Genomic DNA, 18,503 nt, shown 5'->3' with positions numbered 1-18,503 from the left:
CCCTCTTCAGACTCGCTTTCGCTGCGGCTCCGCCTTTCGGCTTAACCTTGCACGAAATCGCAACTCGCCGGTTCATTCTACAAAAGGCACGCCATCACCCGTTAATGGGCTCTGACTACTTGTAGGCACACGGTTTCAGGTTCTCTTTCACTCCCCTCCCGGGGTGCTTTTCACCTTTCCCTCACGGTACTGGTTCACTATCGGTCACTAGGGAGTATTTAGCCTTGGGAGATGGTCCTCCCTGCTTCCGACGGGATTTCACGTGTCCCGCCGTACTCAGGATCCACTCGGGAGGGAACGGAGTTTCGACTACAGGGTTGTTACCTTCTCTGACGGGCCTTTCCAGACCTCTTCGTCTACCCCGTTCCTTTGTCACTCCTTAATCGAGTGTCCTACAACCCCAAGAGGCACGCCTCTTGGTTTGGGCTGTTCCCGTTTCGCTCGCCGCTACTCAGGGAATCGCTGTTGCTTTCTCTTCCTCCGGGTACTTAGATGTTTCAGTTCCCCGGGTTGCCCTCCATACCCTATGGATTCAGGTATGGATACTGCCCCATTACGGACAGTGGGTTCCCCCATTCGGACATCTCCGGATCGACGCTTACTTACAGCTCCCCGAAGCATTTCGGTGTTTGTCCCGTCCTTCATCGGCTCCTAGTGCCAAGGCATCCACCGTGCGCCCTTTCTAACTTAACCGTTTCTTCCTAACATGAGCGATCTATTCGTGAATGTCTTTCCGTTATCCAGTTTTCAAAGAACAATCAAGAAGGATATGATCCTTCAAAACTAAACAAAACGGAAAAGCGTACCTTTTTCAATGTATATATCCTTAGAAAGGAGGTGATCCAGCCGCACCTTCCGATACGGCTACCTTGTTACGACTTCACCCCAATCATTTGTCCCACCTTCGGCGGCTGGCTCCCGTAAGGGTTACCCCACCGACTTCGGGTGTTACAAACTCTCGTGGTGTGACGGGCGGTGTGTACAAGACCCGGGAACGTATTCACCGCGGCATGCTGATCCGCGATTACTAGCGATTCCGGCTTCATGCAGGCGAGTTGCAGCCTGCAATCCGAACTGAGAGTGGTTTTTTGGGATTCGCTCCACCTCGCGGTTTCGCTGCCCTTTGTACCACCCATTGTAGCACGTGTGTAGCCCAGGTCATAAGGGGCATGATGATTTGACGTCATCCCCACCTTCCTCCGACTTTTAGCCGGCAGTCACCTTAGAGTGCCCAACTGAATGCTGGCAACTAAGGTCAAGGGTTGCGCTCGTTGCGGGACTTAACCCAACATCTCACGACACGAGCTGACGACAACCATGCACCACCTGTCACCCTGTCCCCGAAAGGGGAACGCCCTATCTCTAGGGTTGTCAGGGGATGTCAAGACCTGGTAAGGTTCTTCGCGTTGCTTCGAATTAAACCACATGCTCCACCGCTTGTGCGGGTCCCCGTCAATTCCTTTGAGTTTCAGCCTTGCGGCCGTACTCCCCAGGCGGAGTGCTTAATGCGTTTGCTGCAGCACTAAAGGGTGGATACCCTCTAACACTTAGCACTCATCGTTTACGGCGTGGACTACCAGGGTATCTAATCCTGTTCGCTCCCCACGCTTTCGCGCCTCAGCGTCAGTTACAGGCCAGAGAGCCGCCTTCGCCACTGGTGTTCCTCCACATCTCTACGCATTTCACCGCTACACGTGGAATTCCGCTCCCCTCTCCTGCACTCAAGTTCCCCAGTTTCCAATGGCCGCTCGCGGTTGAGCCGCGAGATTTCACATCAGACTTAAGGAACCGCCTGCGCGCGCTTTACGCCCAATAATTCCGGACAACGCTTGCCACCTACGTATTACCGCGGCTGCTGGCACGTAGTTAGCCGTGGCTTCCTCGTCAGGTACCGTCAAGGTACCGCCCTGTTCGAACGGTACTTGTTCTTCCCTGACAACAGAGCTTTACGATCCGAAGACCTTCTTCGCTCACGCGGCGTTGCTCCGTCAGACTTTCGTCCATTGCGGAAGATTCCCTACTGCTGCCTCCCGTAGGAGTCTGGGCCGTGTCTCAGTCCCAGTGTGGCCGGTCACCCTCTCAGGTCGGCTACGCATCGTCGCCTTGGTGAGCCGTTACCTCACCAACTAGCTAATGCGCCGCGGGCCCATCCTGCAGTGACAGCTAAAAGCCGCCTTTCAACCGAAAACCATGCGGTTTTCGGTGTTATCCGGTATTAGCTCCGGTTTCCCGAAGTTATCCCAGTCTGCAGGGCAGGTTGCCCACGTGTTACTCACCCGTCCGCCGCTAACCTAAAGGAGCAAGCTCCCTTCGGTCCGCTCGACTTGCATGTATTAGGCACGCCGCCAGCGTTCGTCCTGAGCCAGGATCAAACTCTCCAAAAAAAGTTTGTCACCAAATGCTCTTTTAGAATCAACAGGCACGCTTTTCGTTTTGTTCAGTTTTCAAGGATCATTTTGGAGCGGGTGATGGGAATCGAACCCACGACATCAGCTTGGAAGGCTGAGGTTTTACCACTAAACTACACCCGCATATCTTAATTTATTCATGCAATTTTGCTTTTAATCCTTTATTGATCAAAATCGGGAAGACAGGATTCGAACCTGCGACCCCATGGTCCCAAACCATGTGCTCTACCAAGCTGAGCTACTTCCCGTATATGGCGCGCCCGAGAGGAGTCGAACCCCTAACCTTTTGATCCGTAGTCAAACGCTCTATCCAATTGAGCTACGGGCGCATTCCACAGTTTTTTTATTGTAACTCACTTAAAATATGATGTCAATACTTTTTTTTGGTGCGGTAGAGAGGACTCGAACCTCCACGGGGTCGCCCCCACTAGGCCCTCAACCTAGCGCGTCTGCCATTCCGCCACTACCGCGAATATGCGGGTGGAGGGACTTGAACCCCCACGCCGTAAGGCGCTAGATCCTAAGTCTAGTGCGTCTGCCAATTCCGCCACACCCGCATTAAATGGTGAGCCATGGAGGATTCGAACCTCCGACCCTCTGATTAAAAGTCAGATGCTCTACCGACTGAGCTAATGGCTCATAAAAAGTAATTTCTTCTAATCTGTTTTAAAGTCGGTCAGATGTCCCTTCCTCTTCTAGCTTTTTCGAGGATGATGGATGCGTCGGGACAACTCGTTGCTTATTCGATGAAGCCTTGCTCGTTGCTCTACCGACTGAGCTAATGGCTCTTATTATTTTTATAATAAGTGGCTGGGCTAGCTGGATTCGAACCAGCGCATCACGGAGTCAAAGTCCGTTGCCTTACCGCTTGGCTATAGCCCATCAAAAAGTCACAAAATTTATTGTAACATTTTTTGAACGCTATGTAAAGACTTTTTGTTTTGGATTTTTTAAAGTTAGAAATAGGAAGTTTTTCAACTTCCTATTTCAGCGAATATGAATGACCCGTACGGGATTCGAACCCGTGTTACCGCCGTGAAAGGGCGGTGTCTTAACCACTTGACCAACGGGCCATTTTTCATGGCGGAGAAGGAGGGATTTGAACCCTCGCGCCGCTTACACGACCTACTCCCTTAGCAGGGGAGCCCCTTCAGCCACTTGGGTACTTCTCCAAATTGGCTCCGCAGGCAGGATTCGAACCTGCGACCGTTCGGTTAACAGCCGAATGCTCTACCACTGAGCTACTGCGGAATGAAGAAAAAATTGACGACTGTAACCATTGTAATGAGCATTTATAATTTTGTCAACAGTTCGTTATATATTGTTTTTCGCTGCCATCCAATTAGCGACGGCTTTTATACTTTATCATATCTTTCTCCTTTTCGTCAACCATTATTTTTATAAAATTGAATTTTTCCTCCGCACTTTCCGCATAAATATCGTTCTGGGTTCATTTTTCTACGGCGAATAAAAGTGCTCATACATGATAGGCATTTATAAATATAAATAATATTATTTTTATTTTTTTCTCTTAATGGTGTGCAAAATCTAGGTGCACCTACTTTTTTTAAAAGCATTTTAAAGTCAGAGTCCCGATGCCGAAAACCTTTTCCTTCGATATGAAGATGGTAGTGGCAAAGTTCATGCTTAATAATCCCTATTAATTCGTCCATTCCGTATTGTTCATAATATTTTTTATTCACTTCAATATCATGGCTGTTTAATAAATATCTTCCGCCTGTTGTTCGAAGACGGTGATTAAAATACGCTTTGTGAACAAATTTTTTCCCAAAAAAGGATAGTGAAATTTGCTCCACAAGTTTTTGAAGCTGGTCATCATTCAATGTACTGCACCTACTTTAAAAACATGTTGAACAGGACAACAACTTAACGCATACAATAAATATTACTACATCTAATCGGACTCACATATTTTATTTTAGCATATGCTTTTTTTCTTGACCATAAAATGGCAAGCCAAAAAGAACAATACATCCAAGGAGGTATTAACCAATGCCGAATTGGCTTATAAATCAAATGAAGAAAGCATATTATGAAAAAAACGTTTATCAAATCAAGTTATTAAATCAATGCTGGTATTTCTATAGAAAAAAGCATTGCTCATAATTCAACAGCTCTCAAAGAACAGACTAACTTTTTTCAAAATTTTTGGTTGATAGATCGTTGTTTGCTTCCATCAGCATGCAATATAAGGTTGATAAAAAAATCAGCTGTCGACTTTGCCGACAGCCGTGATTTCTGTTGTTATTTATTTAACCATTGTTAAAGCGACTCTTCCTTTATCAACATCAACTTTTTCCACCCAGACTGTCACGATGTCCCCAACCGAAACAACGTCCAAAGGATGCTTTACATATTGTTTGCTTAATTTTGAAATGTGCACAAGTCCATCCTGTTTAACGCCGATATCAACAAATACACCAAAGTCTACTACGTTTCGAACCGTTCCTTGCAGCTCCATTCCTTCTTTCAAGTCTTCAAGCTGCAGCACATCTTTTTTCAAAAGAGGTTTTGGAACTTCATCACGAGGATCGCGCTCCGGTCTCATTAAAGCATCGCATATATCCTTCAATGTATATTCGCCAATATGCAAGGCTTTTGAAGTTTCTTGAATATTCAGCGATCTGATTTTATCTTTCAACAGTTCTGTACCGATATCATCGACTGTCAATGAAAGGCTTGACAGCAGTTTTCTAGCGTCTTCATAGCTTTCAGGATGAATGCTCGTCCTGTCAAGCGGATCGTCGCCGTCCAATATTCTTAAAAAGCCGATACATTGCTCATACGTTTTCTCCCCAAGCCGTGGGATGGATTTTAAATCGTTGCGATTCACAAATTTTCCAATTTCTTCTCTTCGTTTCACAATATTATGAGCCACTGTTTTTGATAATCCAGATACGTATTGCAACAGAGACGGCGAAGCAGTATTTACGTTGACACCGACTTGGTTGACAACTGTTTCCACAACAAACGTTAAAGAGTCATGCAATTTCTTTTGGGATACATCATGCTGGTATTGACCAACACCGATTGATTTAGGATCAATTTTCACCAATTCAGCAAGCGGATCTTGAAGCCTTCTAGCAATGGATACTGCGCTGCGTTCTTCGACTTCAAGATCTGGGAACTCTTCCCGGGCTAAATCAGAAGCTGAATAAACACTTGCTCCCGCCTCGTTAACAATTAAATAATAAATATCTTCTTTTAATTCTTTTATTACATCTGCAACAAATTGTTCTGTTTCTCTTGAAGCTGTTCCATTGCCGATAGCGATTACTTCAATTTGGAAGCGTTGAATAATATCGATCAGCTTTTGTTTTGATTTTTCTATTTCATTTTTTGGCGGATGAGGATAAATCACATCAATATAAAGAACTTTTCCAGTTTCATCGACTGCCGCAAGCTTGCATCCTGTACGGTAAGCCGGGTCGATTCCTAAAACGATCGTTCCTTTTAATGGAGGTTGAAGGAGCAGTTTTCTTAAATTTTCGGAAAAAACACGAATGGCCTGATCTTCAGCTTTTTCAGTCAATTCTTTTCTAATCTCCCGCTCAATCGAAGGCTGTATGAGCCGTCTATACGCATCCTCCAACGTTTCAATTAAAATATCAGCAGCAATTGTCCTTTGATCCGAAACAACTTTTTTCTTCAAATAGGCTACTATTTGTTCTGTCGGCGGCTCGATTGCCACCCTTAAAATCCCTTCCTTCTCCCCTCTGTTTAACGCCAAAACACGATGGGGAACGATTTTTTTGATCGGTTCTTCATATTGGTAATACATTTCGAATACTTTTTTCTCATCTTTTTCTTCGTCTTTACACGTTGAGACGACCATACCTTCTTTCAACGTTTGCTCCCTTATCCATTGCCGATAATTCGGATCGTCTGAAATCCATTCTGCAATAATATCTTTTGCACCAGAGAGAGCATCTTCAACCGTATGGATTTCTTTCTCTTCATTGATGTATTTTTCGGCTTCTTCTTCAATCGATCCCGCTAGCGGCAAGGAATATATCCATTTGGCTAAAGGCTCAAGCCCTCTTTCTTTTGCAATCGTTGCTTTCGTTCTTCTTTTTTGCCGGTATGGCCGATACAAGTCTTCAACTTGCTGCAATTTTTCAGCCGCCAGTATTTCATTTCGCAAAGATTCTGTTAGTTTTCCTTGTTCCTCAATTAACCGAATAACTTCTTCTTTTCTTTTTTCAAGGTTTTGTATGTATTGCCAGCGCTCACTAATGTTTCGTATTTCCACTTCATTTAAAGCGCCTGTTTGTTCTTTTCTGTACCGCGCAATAAAAGGAACGGTGTTGCCGTCTTCAAGCAATGCAATGACATTTTGAATTTGTTTGGTGGATATTGATAATTCGCTGCTTAACATTTGAAAAATTTTCTCATTATTTAACATTCTTTAGCCTCCACTACTATTTCCATCTACATAAACATTTTATCAAAAATTTTTTCAACATAAAAAGACAACCGTTATCCATCCGATTGTCCCAACAATTAAAAAAGCTGTCCGATTATATAAGTTAAATCATCTGTCCGATCGGAAAGAAATTTATTGAAGCCTTTCGCAATCTCGTGAATAGAAGAATGATCTTTTAACGCCGTTTTAATGTTTGAAGCATAAAGGCCATCAGTGTGAATAATAAATTTTGACCCTTTTTCATATGAAAAAGTGCGGATGCGATATTTCTTCATTTTACCAGGTAAATATCCAGCGGTTGGAATTGGATAAATGTATTCCCCAGAAGGCAAATATAAGATGAAACGAACGTTTCCTACCGAGCCGTATGTAATAGTTTTGTCTACGAAATCCACTTTTAATATTCCGACTGTCGCGCCTCTTTTACCTTTTAATTTCTTATGGCACTGTTTAAAAATCTCATGTACAGTTTCCTGCTGGTATTGCTTCACCGTTTGGCATATGATTTCAGATGATTCACGCGCAGCTTGTCCACTTCCCAACCCATCTGCGACAACACAAACAAATCTATGCTCGTCCGTACAGGTGAAAAAACTGTCTCCACAATAAGCACTGCCTACTTTTCCAACCTGACATGTCAAAAATTGAATATGTTCAGTTTCTTGATATTGAATCATTGCCCTATCTCCATTGGATCAGCGTGAACAGCTTTTTTTAATTTTTTTAATGCTTGGCGCAATAGTCTGGAAACATGCATTTGGGAGATACCTAAAATTTCACCTATTTCTTTTTGACTGCGGTTATGATAAAAAGAATGTAGAATAATTTCTTTTTCTCTCTCAGTTAAAACGTGCATAATGTTTTCAATAGTCAGTTTTTGAAGAATGCGTTCAAAGCCCTCGTCTTTTTGTCCGACAAGATCTAAAATGGTGACCGCGGTTCCATCCGGTCCAGCTTCTATTGAGTGATCAACAGAAAGCGTATGATAGTTTTTGACCATTTCCATAGCTTCCAAAACTTCTTCCTCAGCTGCTCCTAAATATTCTGCTATTTCCTTGACCTTCGGAGAGCGCTCCAGCTGACTCGTCAACTGCTCCACCGCTGCATTTATTTTTGGTCCAAGTTCTTTCATTCTGCGGGGCACATGGACGCTCCACGTTTTATCCCGAAGATAGCGTTTGATTTCTCCAATAATCGTTGGAACAACAAACGCATCAAATGATTTCCCAACTGTTGGGTCGAAGCGATCAATCGCTCCCAATAAACCGATCATCCCGACCTGTACCAAATCCTCCTGATACATTTTCGAACTTGAGTACTTTTTTGCCAGTGCAACAACAATTGGCTGATAAAGTTCAATAATTTGTTCTTGTGCTTTTTCATCTTTATTTTCCTGAACTTGACGAATGAGTTCATGGATTTCGTTATTGCTTCGTTTTTGACCATGAGGTTTGTTCATTTCTCATTCGCTCCTCATTTAAAAGCTTGGACATCTTGACAGTTACTCCTGAGTTCATATCGATTGTCACTTCATCCATGAGCGTTTTAATTAGAAACAAACCTAAACCGCCCTCGCTCAATTTTTCAATCGGCATGGAAGGAGAATAAGGCCCGGTGTTTTCTTTCATTTTTGATAAATCGAAATTTTTTCCATCGTCTGAAACAGTGATCTCTAATCGATTTTCGAACAAGCTGAAGCCGATTCTCACTTCACCGTTTTCATCATGACCGTAGGCATGCTGCACCGCATTTGTACACGCTTCACTGACGGCAATCTTTAAATCTTCAATGTCATCATATGTGTACCCCATTCTATTGGCGATACCGGATAGAGTCAATCTGACAATCCCTATATACTCAGTTTTCGCAGGTATTTTCATTTCAATGTAATCAATACATTTATCCATTAATCCTCACCTTTTCTTGAAATCTCGATGATGCTGTCCAAACCGGTAATATGAAATAAGCGCTCCAGCCGCGGCGACAAATTTGTCAATTTCAGCTTTCCGCCTTGTTTTCTGACCGTTTTCAACAATCCGACAAAAACTCCTAATCCGGTTGAGTCCATATATTCAACATCTTTTAGGTTGACTTCAATAAAAGGTTCGCTTTCCTCAGAAATGGGCGCAAGTTTATTTTTTAGCGCTGGCGCAGTATAGGCATCAATCTCTCCTTTTAGATGCACATACGAAACCTTTTTTTCCCTTTTAATATCAATTTCAAGATTCATTCTGATCCCCCTCATAAAAGACAAAATCATCCATTCACTTATACCCTTTTTCGAAGCCGTTTAAACATTTTTTTTCATAATGATTAAGGTGAAATCATCCCGCAATTGAAAACCTTGCATTTTCTCAAAATCTTTATAAATATTTTCTACTATTTGCTGAGCAGGCAAATGTAAATGAGCTCGGATGGCGCTCGTCACTGCAGCTCTATCAATAAATCCTTCCTTCGTTCTTGTTTCAGTTACTCCATCTGACAAAAGAATAATCATATCGTTTTGGAAAAGATTTAATTCATATTGCTCATATTTCACTTGCCGGTCAACACCTAAAACAAGCCCTTTTGATTGAAGGTCATAAAAGTGATCCTCGCTGGCGCAATAATAAAAGCCCGGTTCATGTCCTGCAGATGCATATGTAATCTTATTCGTCCGAAAATCGTACTTACCAAAAAACATGGTAATAAACATATTGACATCGATGTTTTGTTCAACAACTCTATTTAAATTTTCTAATATGTAGCTCGGATTTTGCCTTGATTCCAGGAGGCTGTCCATCGCATATTTAATCATTGATATACACAATGCTGCAGGTATGCCTTTGCCTATGACATCCGCAATCGCAACGCTCATTGTGTTTTCATGTTCTGCAAACTGGTAATAATCTCCGTTCATAATTTTGGCAGGAACGCTGATGACCCCTATGTCCAATTCTTCGACTTTTGGAATATTTGTTTGCAGCAGTGCCTGCTGTACGTTTGCTGCAATTTCAATTTCGGATTTCAGCTCAAGCTGCCTGCCCCTCAAAAATTGATGTTCTTGATAAGCCAGACCATAACCAACCATTACCTCCAATAAAAAGTCAAAGGAATCTAAAATCTTTTTTGGTATGTCTGGAAATAATTCTTTTAAAACTTTTAAATGGATGTTGATGATTTCCTCAGGCGGTATTTTATGTTCAATTGCTTTCCAACTGAAGCGCTGCCCTTCATATAAAGCTTGTTCGGTCAGTTCTTGAATGTAATTTGCTAACATCTCTTTATATTTCATTTGAATATCATCATCAAACGCCATAAAATCCTCCTAACGAAGCCATTTCACCACTTGTACAACGGTCCCTTCGCCTGTCTTTGAGTCGATATAAAATTCGTCCATTAATCGCTTAACACCGGGCAATCCAGCCCCAAGTCCTCCTGACGTCGTAAATCCATCCTCCATTGCCTTGCGAATATCAGGAATTCCCGGCCCATGATCAGAGGCAGTAATTTTAATTCCTTTTTTTTCTTTTTCTTCAATTTTATCGATGTAAATTTTCCCACCATTTGCATAATGATAAATGTTCCTTGCTAATTCTGATATTGCGGTGGTAATCCGGGCTTGGTCCACTGCGCCGAATCCAAGTTCTTTCGCAGCATGACGACCCAATTGGCGGGCAGCCACAATATCCCATTCGTTCATAATCATTACACAGGATTGGCCATCCATTCTAATCCTCCAGCTCCTTAAGCAATTCCAGCCCTTTTTCCAAGTCAAGCGCAGTATGAATATCTTCCAGTTCAATGCCTAATTCGATCAGCGTAATAGCCACAGCAGGCTGAATACCTGTCAATACGACCGTCGCCCCCATTAACTTAGACATGTTGACACAGTCCCCTAAAATCTTGGCGATAAATGAATCAATGACATCAACCGAAGTTAAATCAATGACAACACCTGTTGCTCCTGTTTCATGAATTTTCTTTAATAAATCTTCCTGAAATTGCATCGCTGTTTTGTCGTCCAGCTCCCACTGTATTGAAATTAATAGATTATTATACAGTTTTAAAATAGGTATTTTTGACGTTTTCATCATCTGCGTTCACCCATTGAAACAATTTTTCGATTGGTCATTTCAAGCGCAGCTTCGATGCCTTTTTGAAGGGTATTTTTCGTCGTAATTTGACTTAAATCAATGCCTAGATTCACTATCGTTTGCGCAATTTCAGGGCGAATGCCGACAAGCAAGCTTTTTGCTCCTACAAGACGAACTGCTTCTGCAGCTTGTATAATGTGATGGGCTACCATCGTATCCACAACAGGCACACCGGTTATATCAATCAGCACCACTTCAGAACGATATTTAACGACCCCTTTTAATAAATTTTCCATAATTCTTTTGGCACGGTCCGTATCAATCGTTCCAATCAATGGCATAACAGTGATGCTATCAAAAACCGGAATCAACGGCGCAGACAATTCTTGCAGAGCCATTTTTTGGAGATTAATGGTTCTTTCATATGAAGAGGTATATTGCAGAAATACTTCCCGATTAACCGGTGAGGTAACTTTCTCTATCTCCGATAATAATTCAAGCGGATCACCCGGTATTTGTTTCTCAAGCAATTTAGCAAATAATATTTTTTCAAAAGTATGTAAGCATTGAGCAATTTTGTCCATTGGCCAGTCAAGCTGGACAATCCGTTTTGAAAATTCATGAATTTTTCTGGAAAATTCATCTTCTTTGTTTTTGCTCCATTCGATGAGAATATTCACATATTCTGCAGCAATTGCTTGATCAATTTGATCAGACTCAGCGGAAATTGATTGGGCATCAGCCTTGTTGAAGCGATCAATCCAATCCTTCATAATCTCGTCTCGATGCATTCGGATAAATTCAACTATTTCAGAAATTTTCAGTGACATGTTGCATGTCTCCTTTCAAAAACTTTGCCTTTTCAACTTTTATAGAAAAATAAAAAAAATTATAGATATGTTCCCGTTTTTATCATTTTTCTTCCACAATATCTGCTAATGCTGTCGCATGCATTGCTTACAGCTATTTTATAAAGGGAATGCGGCAAATCTTCCTTTCACTTCTCGACTATGGAAGATGCTGTTTTTAAATGCTTCGTCGTTTAAAAAAGCGAATGCAGCTTGTCAGCACGTCTGTTCATTTTTGCGCAAAAATCAAAAATACCACAGTTTCGCAACTGTGGACATTTTTTCAATCTTATTTATTTTAAACATTCTACCTGCAGGCAGTCCTTTTGAAAAGATCGTTGAAATATACGTAAAAAATATTAGAAATCGATCAGCCCTAAACTGATTTGTAAGGCATCGTCCACTTTATCCATCATTTCATCATCAAGATGGGTAATTTTATCCGTTAACCGTTGTTTATCAATCGTTCTAATCTGCTCAAGCAAAATGACCGAATCCCGTTCAAATCCATATTTTTTCGCATCAATTTCAACATGAGTCGGCAATTTTGCTTTTTGAATTTGTGCTGTAATAGCGGCTACGATCACCGTTGGACTAAAACGATTCCCTATATCATTTTGGATAATTAAAACTGGACGAACGCCGCCTTGCTCTGAACCAACTACAGGGGATAAATCAGCAAAATAAACGTCGCCGCGTTTAACAATCAAAAGATTACCCCCCGCTAACTAAGCGTTCAACGGTGTGTTCAGCCTCATACTCTGCCAGAAAAGCCTCCGATGCAATATTTAGATTGATCTTCGCCATTTCCATATAACCGCGTCTCATTGACTCGCGAATTTGGCGTTTTTTACGCTCTCTCAAATACATTTTCATTGCTTGATAAATAAATTCACTTCTGTTTCCGTTTTCCTGTTTCACGATTCCATCTAATTCAGAAACAAGTGCTTGTGGCAATCGAACAATAATTTCCGTTGTTGAGCTGGATTCAGACACCAAAATACACCTCCACCGTTCCTACAAAGCCGAAATCATTTTATTCCAATATTAATATTAACATTTATATTCGTTGAAGCAAAGCCATTTTTCAAATAATTTCTTCAATATTATCGGCATTGAGATGAATATTTTATTCAAGTTTCTTCATTTTTCAGTAAGCAGAGGATTTCTTACGTTTGTTTTGCCTCCATTTCTTATATAAATCCGAGGAACCCGCCAATTGATCATGCATGGAATTTCATAATTAATCGTTTCCAGCCGTTTGGCCACTTCATCAACTGAAATCATGTCATTGCCTTGTGAACCGATAAGTGTCACTTTTGTCCCGACAGGTTTTTTTTCCGGAAGCTTAATCATCAGTTGATCCATGCAAATGCGCCCGATAATAGGAACGCGCCTTCCATCGACAAGAACTTCCGAACCAGTCAATTTTCGAATCCATCCATCAGCATAACCGATTGGAACCGTACCAATCCATTCCTCCTCTTTCGCTGCGTATGTTGCTCCGTAACTTACTTTTTCCCCTTTTTTTATTTTTTTAATATGAACAATCTTTGAGTGTAAAGAAAAGGCTTCATATAACGGAAAAGGCAGCGTGCTTTTGATAAATTCCGATGGCGCCAAACCATACATGGAAATGCCAAAGCGAACCGCATTAAAAGTTTTTGTTGGAAAGCGAAGAGTCGCAGCACTGTTTGCACAATGAATAATCAAACCGTCTGTATCCACGATTTGCAATAATTCCAGGAAACGTTCATATTGCTGTTCAAAATATGCTGTATCGTGTTCGTCTGCTGTGGCAAAATGAGTGAATATACCTTCTAATCGAAATAACTGCTGTCCCTTTATGAGCGAAATGGCTTGTTCGAGTTCTTTTTTATCTCTTATTCCGATCCGTCCCATACCTGTGTCTAATTTCAAGTGGATGTTGACTGATGTTTTCCCTAAATATTTTCCCGCACTTTCCAGCCATTCAGCTGAATAGGCAGTCACACTTATCCCATTTTCTCCTGCAACTGTAACATCTTCTGGTCTTACCGCTCCTAAAACGAGGATAGGGGCCTTTATTCCTGCTTGTCTCAATTTCAATGCTTCATCTAGAAAAGCGACTGCTAATTTAGAAACACCTGCTGACAATGCTGCTTGGGCAACTTCCACATCTCCATGACCATAAGCATTAGCTTTCACAACAGCAATAATTTCAGTTTCATTCGGCAAATGTTCCTTTAATCCATGAATGTTCGCTTCAATATGATCTAAATTAATTTCTGCCCATGTATCTCGGAAATAGTTCTGCATCTTAATTTCATCTCCAACGATATCGTTTTGTTTATTTTATATCACTGTTTCTTTTTAAACAATAGTACATAAAAAAGGCGGCAGAAGATCGTTTCTTTTGCCGCTCAATTTTACTACTTCCCTGATTGGCTTTGTACAGAACGAGCAACTGCAATCATTTCTTCTTGCGTCAGTTCGTTTGAAGCGAGCATATAATCCACACCATTATATGTCCATGTTAAAGAATTGTCGGTCAGCGCTCCAACTGCAAACCCTAAGTCGACCAGCTCTCCGCTGACAAATTCTGAAGAGGTAACTGGTGAAACTTCCGCAAGCTCCTCAATAAGAGTAAATGATTTTTCGCCTCCGTAAGTTAATACTACTCGTTTTCCGCTATCTGTATTCAGCTCTTTTTCTTGGACGAGATCGACACCTTCCGGCAAGTCTTCCTTAAGCGGATAAAGAACAGCAAATTGTTTGTTCGCTGATTGAGCCAAAACAGGAATATCCACTTGGGCATTGGACATCGTTTTTTCTATTTCAAAGGCATTTTTATCAAATTTTGGATTCGATTCAAAATTGGAAAATTCAACAGAAACGAGCGCATTCCGATCAACATCCATCACTTTCACATATGAAGGTGTCAAATTTTTCTTATGAAATGCAATTTTTTGGTATGGGAGCATTTGATTGTTTTGATAATTGGTTTTTGTTTCAAATACATAGTTCTTTTCCCCGACTTCGAATTTCGCTTCTTTATCCTTCAATATATCTTGGACAAGCGATTCATACAGGTAAGCTTGACTCGAATTTTGCGGCCAATTGCTTTGGAAACGGAAGCTTTTGTTCAAAGCAGGAGTCAGAACAAATACCCCATCATCATTTCTTAAAATAATCTGGCTTTGATCCCTGTCATCATTTTTTAATAGCACTCGATAATAATGGGGCTTTTTGTGCCAAATTTCCACTTCATACACATGCGGCTCTTCCGCTGTTTTGATCGTCATTTTGGCGTTCACCTTATAGCCTTTTAATTCTTCAATTTTTTTGTTCAATGCACTTGAAACGTCTTCTTTTGATTTTACGCCACATGCAGATATTAATCCCACAAAAAGCAGACAGACAATCACGAGCTTTACGCCTCTCGTCAAATTTTTCAACCCCTTTGCCTCAATTAGCGTCACTAGGAAGTTTTGAAGAGTCAGTGAACAATTTCTGACTTGTCTCCCCTACCGCATTACAACTATATGAGGCAAGGTCAGCAAATATGCAGACTAGCTTGACAGGCTTTCAATGATTACTTGTGCAGCAGCAAAATTTTTTGAATGAGTGATTGTCACAAACACCCGGTCTGATGTAATATTTTGCACAATGATCGGTTTCCCTTTTTCATCATGTAAAATTTCAATATCTAAAAAGCCCACTGTCTTTCCGATTCCTGTCCCTAATGCTTTGCTAAATGCTTCTTTAGCGGCAAATCTGCCTGCCAAAAACTCCAATTGTCTTGAATCCCGCAATTTATTAAAGATTTCCTTTTCGCGAAACGATAAGATTCTGTCAATAATGTTGGATCTCCGCTCCATAATCTCTTTCATCCTGTCCATTTCAACGATATCAAGTCCAATCCCAACGATCACACCATCACATCCCTTTAATTTTCTACTGTACTATTTATAAATTGAAAATCATACAAATGATTATAGAATACTTGTCCTGTTGAAAAGGAGAATTCACATGTTTCGCAGAACAGAAAGCCTTCACACTTTTATTCGCCTTTATCCTGCTGTCACGATCATAAGCTGCATACATGTTGTGTTATGGATTATGATGAAACTTTCTTTCCCAATATTTACGCTTCTATTTTCTTTTTTAACCGGATACAATGCAGGGGTTCATTCAGGGGAATGGTGGCGGCTCATTACACCAATTTTTTTGCATACTAGCTTTTCCCATCTTTTGTTTAATACAATCACACTTATTATTTTTGCCCCGCCGCTGGAACGAATGGTAAAGTCAATTTATTTTCTGGTCATTTACAGTGCATCAGGCATTATAGCCAACATTGCAACCTATTTGATCATGCCAATGGATTATTCTCATGCAGGAGCTTCAGGGGCGATTTTTGGTATTTTGGGCACGTACATGTTCATCTGTTTTTTCCGAAAGGAATATATGGATCAAAAAAACTCTCAAATGATCTTAACGGTTACAGCCATAGCTCTCGTACTGTCCTTTATTGATGCCCATATCAATGTAGTTGCACATGTAACAGGACTTCTGGCTGGATTTTTGCTAGGTAAAGTGTTTGTCCGTAAAAAACCAAGCTTCATTCATTATACGTATTATCATCAACCGGTTCGGCAGGAAGGAATGAAATTATTTTTCAAAAAATGGTCGATATGGATTTTTGTTTTCGTTTTTATACTTGCGGCTATTTTATATGTGTTGTAAAAATTTAAATCACTCCCATCCACATGAGAGATGGGAGCTTCTAAACTTGTCCTTCACTTCTTCTTGAAAACCATTTATAAATTTCCATTCCGTCCTTTTCCTCGAGGTTTTTAACAGCAAAAAAGCTTCCAGTAGACTTGGAAATAATACTGCACTGAACAGAAGTCAGATCTTTTTGTCTCTGAAAATAGGATTGTTTCAATTCCAATGATTGAATCCGCTTTTTTTCGAAAAAGACGGTTGTCTTATTCAACACGCGGAAAGACAGCGTCAATTCTTTTCCATTTAAATACCAACCTGTATCTTTATATTGAAAATATCCGAGCACCAGTGCAAAAGGAATGAGAATAAGTGATAAGTAGCCCCATGGTTTAAAAAACAAGCATAAAGGGACGGCTATGAGAAGTGATAAAATCAGCATACGGAGCAAAAATCTGGACAGCGCACGCCGCGGAACCGGGTGCAGTGTCTCGTTTATCGTCAAATGAAAAAAGCTTTCAACCTTTTCTTTAACTTGTTTCTTCCGAATTAACGGAAACAAAATGGTCTCGACATCCTTGTCACTTCCGCCTCCCGCCGATTCAATATGTACAGTTGCATATCCAAAAGGTTGGCGCAGCCAATTTTCTGTTACTTTAATTGCTTGAATACGATCTATTGGTATAGAAATCTGTTTTTTTTCAAAAATGCCACTTGAAATAATAATCTGTCCGGCTTCTTCTCGAACTGTAAAATCTCCGTACTGGAGTAAAACCCCGATAAAGCTTATAATCCACGCAATGATCAAACCAATCAAACATAAGATGACAATCATCGTCACACTTGCATGGACAATCCATTCCAGCTTGTCAAATATTTTTTCGTACGGAATAATTTCATCAAATTGGCTTAAAAAGGCTACGATTGACAGAGCAACCCCTAAGCCGCTTGAAGTTGCTGCAGTAATAAGCAGTTCGTTAAAGCTTATTTTGTAAAGAACCCTTCCTTCTTCCAGTTTGTCTTGCTCTGCTTCTCCTTGTGCTATTTGTCTTTTTTGCTCCTTGATGATTGTCCGAATCTGTTCTGCCTCTTCTTTCCGTATGGCGCTAAGTTCAACCTCTGCTTCGCCCATGCCGCCCGCTGTTTCGATTTCAAGCTTCACTACACCGAAGAGGCGCTGGATGAAACCGGCGGTTACATTTATGGATTGAATTCTTTCAATCGGTATATATCGATTTTTTTTTAAAAAAACGCCCTGCTCAACACGAAATTCATTTTCTTCAATGCGATAAGTAAATTTCAACCAATTTAACACACTGGAAATGATCGTGAGTACAAGTGCTAGAATCGTTCCGATCAATAAAAACGACCGGATGTTTCCTATGTTTGTGACAAACAAGAAAATATTCGTTATTATAATTTCTTTAATCGCCTTCGCAATTTTCACTAAAACAGCTACGGGATGCAATCTTTTCTGATCATACATCATCCTTCGCCTCCCGTGCCAATTTCGAGATATAATCGCGAAGCTGATCCGCTTCTTCCATTTCCAGGGCAGGAATCTCGTGAACCGTTGCTGCAGTGGAAATAGTTACAGTCGCCAAGTTATATTTTCTTAAAATCGGCCCTTGTGAGGTATCTACATGCTGAACTCTCACCATTGGAACAAGCACACGGGTAACTGTAAACAATCCATGCTGCAAATCCAGTTCATTCTCATGAACTTCATATCGCCATATTTTCAACCGAATATTTGGAAAAATGAAAATGGAACAAATAGAAGACACCAACCAAATAATTGCCAATATAGGAATAATCCATTTCGGCCAGTTGAAAAAAAATATCAATAAAGATATGCCTATGATCACCAGCAACTCAACGATGCTCCAAATAGCCGCAGTGATCTTCCATACAGTAACAGCTTTAGGACTAATGCGATTTTGTGGTTCGCGCCGCAAGTTTTTCCCTCCCTTGTCTCCTTCTGTAAAAAATTACGTTTCATTTAGGCAAAAAGTTT

18 protein-coding genes, 10 tRNA genes, 2 rRNA genes and 1 pseudogene (1 of these 31 running past the window's edge) are annotated in these 18,503 nt (G+C 40.9%); 2 read left to right on the top strand and 29 right to left on the bottom strand.

Annotation, left to right across the window (positions count from 1 at the left end; translation table 11 throughout):
- The 13 genes from NSR00_RS14070 to NSR00_RS14010 form a co-directional block, all read right to left on the bottom strand.
- Nucleotides 1-693, bottom strand: a 23S ribosomal RNA gene (locus NSR00_RS14070) (it extends 2,240 nt beyond the left edge of the window).
- A 137-nt stretch (nt 694-830) separates the two neighbouring features.
- A 16S ribosomal RNA gene (locus NSR00_RS14065) occupies nt 831-2,384 on the bottom strand.
- Together the 16S and 23S rRNA genes with 10 tRNA genes alongside form the textbook arrangement of a ribosomal RNA operon.
- 73 nt (nt 2,385-2,457) lie before the next feature.
- Nucleotides 2,458-2,531, bottom strand: a tRNA-Gly gene (locus NSR00_RS14060).
- Nucleotides 2,532-2,582: 51 nt separating this feature from the next.
- Nucleotides 2,583-2,656, bottom strand: a tRNA-Pro gene (locus NSR00_RS14055).
- Between the two features lie 4 nt (nt 2,657-2,660).
- Nucleotides 2,661-2,737 (bottom strand) — tRNA-Arg (locus NSR00_RS14050).
- Between the two features lie 55 nt (nt 2,738-2,792).
- Nucleotides 2,793-2,878: transfer RNA gene (locus NSR00_RS14045), tRNA-Leu, on the bottom strand.
- Between the two features lie 5 nt (nt 2,879-2,883).
- Nucleotides 2,884-2,965 (bottom strand) — tRNA-Leu (locus NSR00_RS14040).
- Nucleotides 2,966-2,971: 6 nt separating this feature from the next.
- Nucleotides 2,972-3,047 (bottom strand) — tRNA-Lys (locus tag NSR00_RS14035).
- Between the two features lie 168 nt (nt 3,048-3,215).
- A tRNA-Gln gene (locus NSR00_RS14030) sits at nt 3,216-3,290 on the bottom strand.
- 119 nt (nt 3,291-3,409) lie between these two features.
- Nucleotides 3,410-3,481: transfer RNA gene (locus NSR00_RS14025), tRNA-Glu, on the bottom strand.
- A gap of 8 nt (nt 3,482-3,489) precedes the next feature.
- Nucleotides 3,490-3,580, bottom strand: a tRNA-Ser gene (locus NSR00_RS14020).
- A 4-nt stretch (nt 3,581-3,584) separates the two neighbouring features.
- A tRNA-Asn gene (locus tag NSR00_RS14015) sits at nt 3,585-3,659 on the bottom strand.
- A gap of 134 nt (nt 3,660-3,793) precedes the next feature.
- Nucleotides 3,794-4,252 carry a SprT family protein gene (locus NSR00_RS14010; RefSeq protein WP_063388239.1) on the bottom strand — a complete coding sequence of 153 codons (459 nt, stop codon included), beginning with the start codon at nt 4,250-4,252 and terminating at the stop codon, nt 3,794-3,796.
- A gap of 169 nt (nt 4,253-4,421) precedes the next feature.
- Here NSR00_RS14010 and cmpA point away from each other — a divergent pair, with 169 nt between their 5' ends.
- A complete protein-coding gene (gene cmpA, locus NSR00_RS14005; RefSeq protein WP_094245000.1) occupies nt 4,422-4,535 on the top strand; it encodes a cortex morphogenetic protein CmpA in 114 nt (37 codons plus the stop codon).
- A gap of 142 nt (nt 4,536-4,677) precedes the next feature.
- Here the strand turns inward: cmpA and NSR00_RS14000 are convergent, their stop codons facing one another.
- From NSR00_RS14000 to acpS, 14 genes are all read right to left on the bottom strand, one after another.
- Entirely contained in the window at nt 4,678-6,834 is a 2,157-nt protein-coding gene (locus NSR00_RS14000) for a Tex family protein (protein WP_066247056.1), read from the bottom strand.
- A gap of 98 nt (nt 6,835-6,932) precedes the next feature.
- A complete protein-coding gene (locus NSR00_RS13995) occupies nt 6,933-7,532 on the bottom strand; it encodes a PP2C family serine/threonine-protein phosphatase (protein WP_063388237.1) in 600 nt (199 codons plus the stop codon).
- Complete coding sequence (gene sigB, locus NSR00_RS13990; RefSeq protein WP_063388236.1) at nt 7,529-8,314, bottom strand: RNA polymerase sigma factor SigB; 786 nt, start codon at nt 8,312-8,314, stop codon at nt 7,529-7,531. Before sigB ends, NSR00_RS13995 begins: the two co-directional genes overlap by 4 nt.
- Nucleotides 8,280-8,762: an anti-sigma B factor RsbW gene (gene rsbW, locus NSR00_RS13985; RefSeq protein ID WP_278342289.1), complete on the bottom strand. Its 483-nt coding sequence runs from the start codon at nt 8,760-8,762 to the stop codon at nt 8,280-8,282. Before rsbW ends, sigB begins: the two co-directional genes overlap by 35 nt.
- On the bottom strand, nt 8,762-9,085 hold the full coding sequence (locus tag NSR00_RS13980) for an anti-sigma factor antagonist (RefSeq protein WP_063388234.1): 324 nt from the start codon (nt 9,083-9,085) through the stop codon (nt 8,762-8,764). The genes rsbW and NSR00_RS13980 overlap by 1 nt, the downstream gene beginning before the upstream one ends.
- 60 nt (nt 9,086-9,145) lie before the next feature.
- Complete coding sequence (locus tag NSR00_RS13975; protein WP_066247065.1) at nt 9,146-10,153, bottom strand: PP2C family protein-serine/threonine phosphatase; 1,008 nt, start codon at nt 10,151-10,153, stop codon at nt 9,146-9,148.
- A 9-nt stretch (nt 10,154-10,162) separates the two neighbouring features.
- Complete coding sequence (locus NSR00_RS13970; protein WP_063388232.1) at nt 10,163-10,564, bottom strand: anti-sigma regulatory factor; 402 nt, start codon at nt 10,562-10,564, stop codon at nt 10,163-10,165.
- 1 nt (nt 10,565) lies between these two features.
- Nucleotides 10,566-10,928 carry an STAS domain-containing protein gene (locus NSR00_RS13965; RefSeq protein WP_063388242.1) on the bottom strand — a complete coding sequence of 121 codons (363 nt, stop codon included), beginning with the start codon at nt 10,926-10,928 and terminating at the stop codon, nt 10,566-10,568.
- Nucleotides 10,928-11,761 carry an STAS domain-containing protein gene (locus NSR00_RS13960; protein ID WP_130158217.1) on the bottom strand — a complete coding sequence of 278 codons (834 nt, stop codon included), beginning with the start codon at nt 11,759-11,761 and terminating at the stop codon, nt 10,928-10,930. Before NSR00_RS13960 ends, NSR00_RS13965 begins: the two co-directional genes overlap by 1 nt.
- A 377-nt stretch (nt 11,762-12,138) precedes the next feature.
- Entirely contained in the window at nt 12,139-12,489 is a 351-nt protein-coding gene (gene ndoA / locus NSR00_RS13955; protein ID WP_063388230.1) for a type II toxin-antitoxin system endoribonuclease NdoA, read from the bottom strand.
- 4 nt (nt 12,490-12,493) lie between these two features.
- On the bottom strand, nt 12,494-12,775 hold the full coding sequence (locus tag NSR00_RS13950) for a CopG family ribbon-helix-helix protein (RefSeq protein ID WP_063388229.1): 282 nt from the start codon (nt 12,773-12,775) through the stop codon (nt 12,494-12,496).
- A gap of 147 nt (nt 12,776-12,922) precedes the next feature.
- Complete coding sequence (gene alr / locus NSR00_RS13945; protein ID WP_094244994.1) at nt 12,923-14,077, bottom strand: alanine racemase; 1,155 nt, start codon at nt 14,075-14,077, stop codon at nt 12,923-12,925.
- A gap of 113 nt (nt 14,078-14,190) precedes the next feature.
- Nucleotides 14,191-15,207 (bottom strand): LolA family protein, encoded by a 1,017-nt coding sequence (locus tag NSR00_RS13940; protein WP_165381955.1) that lies wholly within the window; start codon nt 15,205-15,207, stop codon nt 14,191-14,193.
- A 123-nt stretch (nt 15,208-15,330) separates the two neighbouring features.
- Nucleotides 15,331-15,693 carry a holo-ACP synthase gene (gene acpS, locus NSR00_RS13935; protein ID WP_340789483.1) on the bottom strand — a complete coding sequence of 121 codons (363 nt, stop codon included), beginning with the start codon at nt 15,691-15,693 and terminating at the stop codon, nt 15,331-15,333.
- A gap of 97 nt (nt 15,694-15,790) precedes the next feature.
- Here acpS and NSR00_RS13930 point away from each other — a divergent pair.
- Nucleotides 15,791-16,375 (top strand): annotated as a pseudogene (locus NSR00_RS13930) (rhomboid family intramembrane serine protease); the annotation flags it as partial.
- 172 nt (nt 16,376-16,547) lie between these two features.
- Here NSR00_RS13930 and NSR00_RS13925 read toward each other — a convergent pair.
- Both NSR00_RS13925 and NSR00_RS13920 read right to left on the bottom strand, forming a co-directional pair.
- Nucleotides 16,548-17,972 (bottom strand): PH domain-containing protein, encoded by a 1,425-nt coding sequence (locus NSR00_RS13925; RefSeq protein WP_340789481.1) that lies wholly within the window; start codon nt 17,970-17,972, stop codon nt 16,548-16,550.
- Complete coding sequence (locus NSR00_RS13920; protein WP_063388223.1) at nt 17,965-18,444, bottom strand: PH domain-containing protein; 480 nt, start codon at nt 18,442-18,444, stop codon at nt 17,965-17,967. Before NSR00_RS13920 ends, NSR00_RS13925 begins: the two co-directional genes overlap by 8 nt.
- Nucleotides 18,445-18,503 lie beyond the last annotated feature (59 nt).

The sequence above is a fragment of the Aeribacillus sp. FSL K6-8394 genome, from assembly GCF_038008865.1.
GTDB lineage: Bacteria > Bacillota > Bacilli > Bacillales > Aeribacillaceae > Aeribacillus > Aeribacillus composti.
This window is presented reverse-complemented; position numbering and strand designations above follow the sequence as displayed.

Coding starts and splice junctions, on each gene's coding strand:
- cmpA (WP_094245000.1), top strand. CDS start 4,422: ATGCCGAATTGGCTTATAAATCAAATGAAGAAAGCATATTATGAAAAA.
- NSR00_RS14000 (WP_066247056.1), bottom strand. CDS start 6,834: ATGTTAAATAATGAGAAAATTTTTCAAATGTTAAGCAGCGAATTATCA.
- NSR00_RS13995 (WP_063388237.1), bottom strand. CDS start 7,532: ATGATTCAATATCAAGAAACTGAACATATTCAATTTTTGACATGTCAG.
- sigB (WP_063388236.1), bottom strand. CDS start 8,314: ATGAACAAACCTCATGGTCAAAAACGAAGCAATAACGAAATCCATGAA.
- rsbW (WP_278342289.1), bottom strand. CDS start 8,762: ATGGATAAATGTATTGATTACATTGAAATGAAAATACCTGCGAAAACT.
- NSR00_RS13980 (WP_063388234.1), bottom strand. CDS start 9,085: ATGAATCTTGAAATTGATATTAAAAGGGAAAAAAAGGTTTCGTATGTG.
- NSR00_RS13975 (WP_066247065.1), bottom strand. CDS start 10,153: ATGGCGTTTGATGATGATATTCAAATGAAATATAAAGAGATGTTAGCA.
- NSR00_RS13970 (WP_063388232.1), bottom strand. CDS start 10,564: ATGGATGGCCAATCCTGTGTAATGATTATGAACGAATGGGATATTGTG.
- NSR00_RS13965 (WP_063388242.1), bottom strand. CDS start 10,928: ATGAAAACGTCAAAAATACCTATTTTAAAACTGTATAATAATCTATTA.
- NSR00_RS13960 (WP_130158217.1), bottom strand. CDS start 11,761: ATGTCACTGAAAATTTCTGAAATAGTTGAATTTATCCGAATGCATCGA.
- alr (WP_094244994.1), bottom strand. CDS start 14,077: ATGCAGAACTATTTCCGAGATACATGGGCAGAAATTAATTTAGATCAT.
- NSR00_RS13925 (WP_340789481.1), bottom strand. CDS start 17,972: ATGTATGATCAGAAAAGATTGCATCCCGTAGCTGTTTTAGTGAAAATT.